7 protein-coding genes are annotated in these 8,088 nt (G+C 69.4%); 4 read left to right on the top strand and 3 right to left on the bottom strand.

All coding sequences use genetic code 11. The annotated features are described in order from the left end of the window. Positions 1–273 precede the first annotated feature (273 nt). Entirely contained in the window at positions 274–2,355 is a 2,082-nt protein-coding gene (locus BXA03_RS11845) for a PQQ-dependent dehydrogenase, methanol/ethanol family (RefSeq protein ID WP_076507614.1), read from the bottom strand. 144 nt (positions 2,356–2,499) lie between these two features. Here BXA03_RS11845 and BXA03_RS11840 point away from each other — a divergent pair, with 144 nt between their 5' ends. From BXA03_RS11840 to BXA03_RS11830, 3 genes are all read left to right on the top strand, one after another. Next, positions 2,500–3,702, top strand: coding sequence for a helix-turn-helix domain-containing protein (locus BXA03_RS11840; RefSeq protein WP_083716032.1), 1,203 nt, complete (start codon positions 2,500–2,502; stop codon positions 3,700–3,702). Positions 3,703–3,890: 188 nt separating this feature from the next. Further along, positions 3,891–4,907, top strand: coding sequence for a thiamine pyrophosphate-dependent dehydrogenase E1 component subunit alpha (locus tag BXA03_RS11835; RefSeq protein ID WP_076507611.1), 1,017 nt, complete (start codon positions 3,891–3,893; stop codon positions 4,905–4,907). Further along, positions 4,898–5,890 carry an alpha-ketoacid dehydrogenase subunit beta gene (locus tag BXA03_RS11830; RefSeq protein ID WP_369822414.1) on the top strand — a complete coding sequence of 331 codons (993 nt, stop codon included), beginning with the start codon at positions 4,898–4,900 and terminating at the stop codon, positions 5,888–5,890. The genes BXA03_RS11835 and BXA03_RS11830 overlap by 10 nt, the downstream gene beginning before the upstream one ends. A gap of 19 nt (positions 5,891–5,909) precedes the next feature. On the opposite strand, the gene BXA03_RS11825 is transcribed toward BXA03_RS11830, so the two are convergent. Continuing rightward, positions 5,910–6,455 (bottom strand): hypothetical protein, encoded by a 546-nt coding sequence (locus BXA03_RS11825; protein ID WP_234983659.1) that lies wholly within the window; start codon positions 6,453–6,455, stop codon positions 5,910–5,912. Positions 6,456–6,619: 164 nt separating this feature from the next. On the opposite strand from BXA03_RS11825, the gene BXA03_RS11820 reads away from it, so the two are divergent. Next, positions 6,620–7,630, top strand: a complete 1,011-nt coding sequence (locus BXA03_RS11820) for a Bug family tripartite tricarboxylate transporter substrate binding protein (RefSeq protein ID WP_076507606.1) — start codon at positions 6,620–6,622, stop codon at positions 7,628–7,630. Positions 7,631–7,692: 62 nt separating this feature from the next. On the opposite strand, the gene BXA03_RS11815 is transcribed toward BXA03_RS11820, so the two are convergent. Further along, on the bottom strand, positions 7,693–8,022 hold the full coding sequence (locus tag BXA03_RS11815; RefSeq protein WP_076507603.1) for a DUF1840 domain-containing protein: 330 nt from the start codon (positions 8,020–8,022) through the stop codon (positions 7,693–7,695). Positions 8,023–8,088: the final 66 nt, after the last annotated feature.

Here is an 8,088-nt window from a genome sequence, read left to right as displayed (position 1 = left end):
CACAAGAAGTTCGTGCAGGCGGAAGTCGCCCGCTTCGGCCCCGTCATCAAGGAAGCCGGCGTCTACGCCGACTGATCGCCAACCGCCCGCACCAATGACAAGGCCCGCCAGCAATGGCGGGCCTTTTTCATACGGGCGCCGCCAGCATCTCGCTGACCATGACGCAAAAGGCCGCGGAGCAGGCCAAGCGCGAACATCCGCGGAACCGGCTCCGCCGGGCCGCAGGATGTGCCCCCTCCTCCGGAGGGGGGTGGGCAGCCTGGGGGAGGCTCGTTACTTCGGCCGGATGGCGTCAGCCGTGCCCTGGATGAAGGCCTTGATCGCCTCAACATCCTCCATGCTCAGCTTGCCCGTGAAGTCCGGCATGCCGCGCGACATGGCCGGTCCCTTGAAGACGAACTTGTCCAGGTTCTCGATGTAGGGCGCCCCCAGGTAGCCCAGGTTGGGGATGTTGCCGCCCCGGTCCACGCCCGGCACGCCGTGGCAGAAGACGCAGTTGCTCACGTACAGCCCCGTGCCGGCCTGCACCTTGGCGGGGTCGTACTTCACGCCCTGCAGCAGCTTGTCCATGCGGTACTGCACGAACTCGGGCATCTTGGCCGTGCCGCCCACCGCGAAGGTGTAGACGGTGCCGGGCCCCTGCCGCTCGCTGGCGCGCTGCGCCAGACCGTACACGCCGCCCCAGCCCACGGCCACCGACACGTACTGCTTGCCGTCGACCATGTAGGTGGACGGGGCCGCCACCACGCCGGTGCCGGTCGGCGTCTCCCACAGCTTCTTGCCATCGCGGGCGTCGTAGGCCACCAGGCGCCCGTCGGCCGTGCCCTGGAAGACCAGGTTGCCGGCCGTGGTCAGCGTGCCGCCGTTCCAGGGCGAGACATGCTCCACGCCCCAGGCCTCCTTCTGCTTGACCGGGTCCCAGGCCACCAGCCGGCCCATGGGCTTGCTCTTGGGCGGCTCGGCATTGGCGAACTTGGCGGTGTTCCAGCCCAGGTCCGAGTGCGGGCGCAGCGGCGCGTTCTCGTTGAACTTCCAGTCCTTGTCGTCCATCAGCGTGATCGGCACATGCTGCGCCGGCAGGTAAACCAGCCCCGTCTTGGGGTTGAAGGACATCGGGTGCCAGTTGTGCGCACCGAAGGGGCCGGGGATCGAGTCGTTGGGCTTGCTGCTATCGCGGGCAGCAGCGACCTCGATCGGCCGGCCGTTCTTGTCGTAGCCGGTGGCCCAGTTCACCTCGACGAAGTTCTTGGCCGAGATGAACTTCCCGTTGGTGCGGTCGATGACGAAGAAGAAGCCGTTCTTGGGCGCATGCAGGATCACCTTGCGCGGCTTGCCGTCCAGCTTGATGTCGGCCAGGATCATCGGCTGGGTGGAGGTGTAGTCCCAGTTGTCGCCGGGCGTCTCCTGGTAGTGCCACTTGTACTTGCCGGTGTCAGGGTCCAGCGCCACGATGGACGCCAGGTACAGGTTGTCGCCGCCGCCCGGGCTGCGCTTGCTGCGCGCCCACGGCGAGCCGTTGCCGGTGCCGATGTACATGGTGTTGAGTTCGGGATCGAAGGCCATGGTGTCCCACACCGTGCCGCCGCCGCCGCTTTCCCACCACTTGCCGGCCGGGTCCCAGGTCTTGGCCGCCCGGGCCTGGGCCTCGTCCTCGAAGGGCTTGGACGGGTCGCCCGGCACGGTGAACCAGCGCCACTTCTGGTCGCCGGTCTCGGCGTCGTAGGCGGTGATGTAGCCGCGCACGCCGTACTCGGCGCCGCCGTTGCCGATGATGACCTTGCCCTTGAACACCCGCGGCGCGCCGGTGATGGTGTAGCTGCGGGCATGGTCGATAAGCGTGTCCTTCTCCCACAGCTTGTTGCCCGTGGCCGCGTCGAGGGCGATCAGCCGGCCGTCGAAGGCGCCGACGTAGACCTTGCCCTTCCACAGCGCCACGCCGCGGTTGACCACGTCGCAGCAGCCGCGGTAGCCCTTGGCGCGGTCAACATGCGGGTCGAAGCTCCACAGCCGCTGGCCGGTGCGCACGTCGATGGCATGGACCACGCTCCAGGAGGCGGTCACGTACATCACGCCATCGACCACCAGCGGCGTGGCCTCGACGCCGCGCGTGGATTCGAGGTTGTACGACCACACCAGCCCCAGCTGGCCGACGTTGCCGGTGTCGAGCTGGTCGAGCCGGCTGTAGCGGGTCTCGGCGTAGTCCAGGCCGACGCTGGGCCATTCGGGCGTCTTCTGGGCATTGGCCCGGATGAAGTTGCCGTCGACCTTGGCGGCCGGGGCCGCCTTGGGTGCAGGGGCCTGGGCCTGGGCCAGGCAGGCCCAGGCGGCCAGCGCCGCGAGCGCAAGAAGCCTCATCGTGTGTCTCCTTCTCGGTTCTTGGTTGAAGCCAACGCGTCCGAGGATGCCGCCGCGCGGGGGGCGCTTTCACCCTCGGGAATTCCCGGGTGCGGGCCTGTTCCATTGCGGAACACAGTCGGCCGCAGCCGAAGGAGGTTCCGCTTGCCGACTGCCACACCCACCGGTGCACACACGCTGCGCCAGCTGTTCTCCACCACACCGGAAGAGCGGACCGCGCAGGCGCGCACGCGCTTCTTCGACGAAGGCGACCGGCCGTCGGGACTGGTGGCGGAGGACGTGCTGCAGTCCTGGATGCGCTGCCGCCGTCGGCACGAGAACCCGGGTCGCACCATCGCCTTCGATGCAGTCACGCCCAGCCGCCTGCATGGCGCGCTGTCGCGCAACCGTGCCCTGATCGATGCCGCAGGTACCGAGATCGCCGCGATGGAAGGTGCGCTGTCAGGCACGGACTGCCGGGTGATCCTGACCGACCGCGAGGGCGTGCTGCTGCATGTCACGCACCATCCCATGGCGCCGCAGCAACCCGTGCTGGGCCGCACGGCCCGGCTGGGCGTGAACCTGGCCGAATCGGTGGTGGGCACCACGGCGCCGGGCATCGTGCTGTGCACCGGGCAGGCCAGCACGGTGGAAGGCGGCGAGCATTACTTCGACACGCTCCATCAGGTGCATTGCGCCGCGGCCCCCATCCGCGGCGTGGATGGACGCCTGGCTGGCGTGCTGGACCTGTCGGTGGAATCGCGCCGCTTCGGCTTCGACGCGGGCTCGATGGTGGGCCTCTATGCCACGGTCATCGAGAACCGGTTGCTGGCGCGGCAGTCCACGGAGCATCTGGTGCTGCGCTTCCAGGCCAGCCCCGCGCTGCTGGGCACGCCGTTGGAAGCCATGGCAGGCGTGACGCAGGACGGCCGCGTGGCCTGGTTGAATACAGCGGCCTCGCGCCTGCTCGGGCCTTTGCCGCGTGATCCGCTGGCGCGGTCGGCGGTGCGTTTCTTCGGCCGCGACCTGCGCGGGCTGTTGCAGCTTGCGGGCGGCGAAGGGGCCAAGCCACTGCGCCTGACGAGTGGCCTGGGCGTGTGGGTGCAGGTGCGGCTGCCGGGCAGCGATGGCCTCAACTTGCGCCACGGCGTCGCACTTGGCGCGCCGGCCCATGCATCGCCGCCGACGCCACGACCGGCTCCGCCGGAAGCTGAACCCGCACCCGCCACGCTGCGCGGCCTGCAGCAGGACCTGATCGAGCGCACGCTGCAGGAGAACGGCGGCAACATCGCGCGTGCAGCACGTCAGCTCGGCGTCTCGCGCGGCACGCTGTACCGGCGGCTGCGCGAGCGGCCCGCGCCGCGCTGAACGCGCGAGCGGATCGCGGATCGCAAAACCCTCGCGCGCTTATGACCTCGGTGGCGCCAGGCCTGGCCTGTCGCCGCAGCGTCCCCGCCCTGCGCGGCCCGCACGCTAGCATCCCCGACCGGCCGCCCGAGCCGGATCAGCCAGAAGCAAGAGGAGACAACCCCGTGACATCCACGACCAGCGGCCCCATGGCCCTGGCGCTGTACCGAACCATGCAGCGCATCCGTGCCTTCGAGAACGCGGCCGAGACGGCCAGCCAGGGCGGCGTGAGCGCCTATGGCCAGCAGGCAGGCGGCGCAGCCCGCGTGCGCGGCCCGCTGCACCTGTCCACCGGGCAGGAAGCCGTGCCGGCCGGCGTCTGCGCCCATCTGCGGACCAGCGACTACCTCACCTCCACCCACCGCGGCCACGGCCACACGCTGGCCAAGGGCGCTGACCTGGCGCGGATGATGGCCGAGCTCTTCGGCAAGGCCACCGGCTTCAACGGCGGCAAGGGCGGCTCGATGCACATCGCCGACTTTTCGGTGGGCATGCTGGGCGCCAACGGCGTGGTGGCCGCCGGCCTGCCGATCGCGGTAGGCGCGGCGCACGCGCAGAAGCTGCGCGGCACGCAGTCCGGCGGTCCCGCCGGCGACGACATCACCGTGTGCTTCTTCGGCGACGGCGCCATCAACCGTGGGCCCTTCCTCGAAGCGCTCAACTGGGCGCAGGTGTTCGGCCTGCCGGTGCTCTTCGTCTGCGAAGACAACCGCTGGAGCGCCACCACCGCCAGTGGCCCGATGACAGCCGGCGACGGTGCCTCGGCACGCGCGGCGGCGCTGGGCATTCCGGCCACCCCCGTGGACGGCAACGACGTGTTCGCCGTGCACGAGGCCGCCGGCCGGCTTGTGGCCGAGGTGCGCGCCGGACAGGGCCCCCGGCTGCTGCATGCCCTCACGTACCGCGTGAAGGGTCACGTGTCGGTGGACGTCGCCGCGTACCGTGACCCGGCCGAACTGGCGGCCGCGCTGGAGACCGACCCCATCGCCCGCGCGCGCGCCCGCCTGCATGCGGAGGGTGTCGAAGAAGTTCGGCTCGTCCAGATCGAACGCGAAGCGCTGGACGAGGTACAGGCGGCCCTCGACGCCGCCGATGCGGCCCCCTGGCCTGAAGCCTCGGCCGCCTTCACCGATGTGCAGACCACGGGAGCTGGCCAATGGCGATGACGACGGACGATCCGACGGCGCACGAGATGCAGGACTGGAGCTATGCCCAGGCCGCTTCGCACGCTCTGGGCCAGGCCATGGCCGACGACGCACGGGTGGTGGTGCTCGGCGAAGACGTGGGCCGGGGCGGCATCTTCGGCCAGTACCAGGGCCTGCAGCAGCGCTTCGGGCCGCAGCGGGTCATCGACACGCCCATCAGCGAGGCTGCCATCATGGGCGCGGGTGTCGGCATGGCCCTGGCGGGCCTCAAGCCGGTGGTCGAGATGCGCGTGGTCGACTTCGCGCTCTGCGGCATGGACGAACTGGTCAACCAGGCCGCCAAGAACCGCTTCATGTTCGGTGGCCAGGGCCGCGTGCCGCTGGTGGCGCGCATGCCCGGCGGCATCTGGGATGCCTCGGCCGCGCAGCATTCGCAGTCGCTGGAGGCCTGGTTCGCCCATTTGCCCGGCGTGGTCGTGGTCTGCCCTTCCACGCCTCAGGACAACCATGCCCTGCTGCGCGCGGCCCTGGACTGCGGCGACCCGGTGGTCTACATCGAGCACAAGACACTGTGGGGCCAGCGGGGCCCGGTCGATGCACGACTGGACGTGCCGCTGGGGCGGGCCGCACACCGGCGCCACGGCGACGCCCTCACGATGGTGAGTTGGAGCCGGCAGGTCCAGGTGTGCGAAGCCGCATGCGCGCGCCTCGCTGCACAGGGCATCGCGGTCGACCTGATCGACCTGCGCACGCTCTGGCCCTGGGACCGCGAGACGGTGCTGGACAGTTGCGGCCGCACCGGCCGGCTGCTGGTGGTGCACGAGGCCGTGCAGGCGGCTGGCTTCGGAGCCGAGATCGCCGCGACGGCGGCAGAGGCGACCGGGTGTCGCATCGCCCGGCTGGGCGCCCCCCGCATCCCGGTGGGCTATGCGCCGGTGCTGGAAGCCCAGTCGCGGGTAGGCGCGGAAGCGATCGAGGAGGCCGCCTTCCGGCTGCTGGGCTGAGCCCGCAAGCGCAGGGCGCTCAGGCGTCGGCCTCTGCCATGCACAGGCGCTGCAGTTGCTGGAGATGGGAGCGGAAGGCAACGGCCGCCACCCAGTCCCTGACCTCGAACGAGGTACGCGGGGGTTGACCGGCCTGCTCGGCCACCAGCACAAGATAGCGGCCCGTATCGGGATCGGTGTCGAAACGCACCGAGATCTGCTGCAGCGCCAACGATGCCGGTTGCGCAGCACCTTCCCATTGCAGCCGGCAGTCAGCGCCGACGGCCACCCGCGACGGTGCGCCCCCGCCTTCGCCCAGCCGGCGGTTGAGGGCCCGAACGTGCTCTGCCGGCCCCATCGCATCGAGTGCCATGACGTCTTCGGTCGGGTAGCCGTCCATGCAGCCCGCGGTCATCGCGCAGAAGACGGTGATCGGAACCAAGGCGGCAAGAGCACGGAGGCGAAACGCGGGAATCATCGAGAGCGGGATGGGCGACGAGGTCGCAGGGGCGGCGGGAACGGCGTCCAAATGAGGACGGCGGCGCAAGGGCGGCATTGTGCCGACTTCGCCGTTCGAACGACCCATTCAATCAGCCAGCGAGAGGGGTTTTCACGCCTTGAAGCCCTTCGCCGCCCGGGTAAAACGGAACCCTTGCCGCCCGCCTGGCTGGCGACCGATCACGAGGCCGCACCAGACCACCATTGACACAGGCACCACCAGGCCTCTTCCCTCTCAGGAGACATTCCCCCATGCATCCCTTTCAGCGCCGCCGCACAGTTCTCGCGGCCTCACTGACCGCCCTGCTGCTCAGCACCGGCGCCATCGCCCAGGCGCAGGAGACTTGGCCGACGAAGACCGTGCGTATCGTCGTGCCCTTCGCGCCCGGTGGCACCACGGACATCCTGGCACGGGCCGTGGCCCCAGAGCTCTCCAAGGCCTTCGGTCAGCAATTCATCGTGGACAACCGTGCCGGCGCCGGCGGCAATGTGGGCGCCGAGATCGTGGCGCGCTCCGCACCAGACGGCTACACGCTGCTGATGGGCACCGTCGGCACGCACGGCATCAACCGGGCGCTGTATCCCAAGTTGCCCTACGACCCCATCAAGGACTTCGTGCCCATCACGCTGGTGGCCTCGGTGCCCAACGTCATGGAGATGAACGCCGACAAGGCCAGGCAGTACGGCATCCAGAACGTGCAGGACTTCATCCGCTACGCGCGTTCGCACCCTGGGCAGCTCAACATGGCCTCCAGCGGCAGCGGCACCTCGATCCATCTGGCGGGCGAGCTGTTCAAGAGCATGACCGGCACCTTCATGACCCACATCCCGTACAAGGGCTCGGGGCCTGCCCTGCTGGACATGGTGGCGGGCAATGCGGACGTGATGTTCGACAACCTCCCCTCCTCCATGCAGCAGATCAAGGCCGGCAAGCTGAAGGCCCTGGCCGTGACCAGCAGCCAACGGTCTGCCGCCCTGCCCGATGTCCCGACTGTCGAGGAAGCGGGCGGACCGACTCTCAAAGGCTTCGAAGCCAGCTCCTGGTTCGGGCTGCTCGCGCCCGCCGGCACCCCAGCGGACATCGTCCAGCGCATCCAGCAGGAGGTGGCCAAATCGCTGACCACGGCCGCCGTCAAGGAGAAGATGCTCGCGCAGGGCGCCATTCCGGGCGGCAATACGCCGGCGGCCTTCGCGCAGCACATCGAGCGCGAGCATGTGAAATGGGCCCAGGTGGTGAAGGCCTCGGGCGCCAAGGTCGACTGAAATGAAAAAGGCCGCATGCGCTGCATGCGGCCTGCTCACTGTCGGCGGCAGTCGGGCGACGCTCAGGTGCCCCAGACGATGTCCTTGCCCTCGCCGTGCGACTCCTTGAGCATGTGCAGCAGCGGCGTGACACGCTGATGCAGCGACACGTGCTCCTGTTCGGCCCGCGCATCATGGTCCTCCACGGCATGGGCATCATGATTGCCATGGTTGGCCATCTTTGCCTCACTGGCGACCGCGGCCTCCAGCGCAGAGATCGCGGCAGGCATCTGGTCCACCGTGATCACCCCCGGCGCACCGGGGCGCTTGCCAATGATCTCCAGAAGATGGCGGGCGCTCGGCTCGAGCATCACCACGTCGGCCGAAGCCTGGGATTTGAAGCGGTACAGCATGCGGCTACTCCTTTTCGCACTTGTTTGTTGTTGTGACCTGCGCCTGGGGCCGCGGTTCCCGCGCGC

The sequence above is a fragment of the Pseudacidovorax sp. RU35E genome (genome assembly GCF_900156165.1).
In the GTDB taxonomy this organism is placed as follows: Bacteria; Pseudomonadota; Gammaproteobacteria; order Burkholderiales; family Burkholderiaceae_C; genus Xenophilus.
The sequence above is the reverse complement of the archived record's forward strand: the minus strand, read 5'-3'. Positions and strand labels throughout refer to the sequence as shown.

What these genes read in the sequence shown, in the direction of transcription:
- BXA03_RS11845 (WP_076507614.1), bottom strand. Translation starts at nt 2,355, where the DNA reads ATGAGGCTTCTTGCGCTCGCGGCGCTGGCCGCCTGGGCCTGCCTGGCC.
- BXA03_RS11835 (WP_076507611.1), top strand. Translation starts at nt 3,891, where the DNA reads ATGGCCCTGGCGCTGTACCGAACCATGCAGCGCATCCGTGCCTTCGAG.
- BXA03_RS11830 (WP_369822414.1), top strand. Translation starts at nt 4,898, where the DNA reads ATGGCGATGACGACGGACGATCCGACGGCGCACGAGATGCAGGACTGG.
- BXA03_RS11825 (WP_234983659.1), bottom strand. Translation starts at nt 6,455, where the DNA reads ATGGGTCGTTCGAACGGCGAAGTCGGCACAATGCCGCCCTTGCGCCGC.
- BXA03_RS11820 (WP_076507606.1), top strand. Translation starts at nt 6,620, where the DNA reads ATGCATCCCTTTCAGCGCCGCCGCACAGTTCTCGCGGCCTCACTGACC.
- BXA03_RS11815 (WP_076507603.1), bottom strand. Translation starts at nt 8,022, where the DNA reads ATGCTGTACCGCTTCAAATCCCAGGCTTCGGCCGACGTGGTGATGCTC.